Source organism: Candidatus Aquicultor sp., from assembly GCF_054640775.1.
Window position 1 is genome coordinate 19,690 of sequence record NZ_JBTSLF010000031.1, and the last position, 521, is coordinate 20,210.

At 52.2% G+C, this 521-nt stretch carries 1 pseudogene; it reads left to right on the plus strand.

The annotated features are described in order from the left end of the window. Positions 1-521 (plus strand): annotated as a pseudogene (locus ACYC56_RS04410) (ATPase); the annotation flags it as partial.

Sequence of the window (521 nt, forward strand, 5' to 3'; positions counted from 1 at the left end):
TAATCTACCTTGGGCCGACGCTGCAGAAAAGAATAATACCGGTATTCCATTACGCGCTTCAGCCCTGGGGATATCTCGTGCTGGGCGTCTCGGAAACGGTTGGCCGGTTTACCGATCTCTTTGCGACGGTTGATAAGAAACAAAAGATATTCCTGAGGAAGCAGGCGTCGGTACGTCTTCCACTTGAGGTGGGAATGCGCGGGTACGTGAGCGAAGAGAAGGGTGACCGCGAACAGACAGGGCTTCCAGAACCGGGTACTCTTGCCGAGAGCGTCGCAGGGAGGTTCGACCTATGGACTGTAGCCAGCCACCGTCTTCTGGAGCGGTACGACCTTGCAGGCGTCATCGTCGACGAGATGATGAATATTCTCCAGTTCCATGGTAATACAGATCCGTACTTGAGGCTTCCTTCGGGTAAGGCGAGCTTAAATCTATTGGATTTGGTGCGAGAGGGACTTTCGTTAGAGCTGCTAACCGCAATCTATGAGGCAAAAATAACGAACATGGCAATCGCAAAAGAG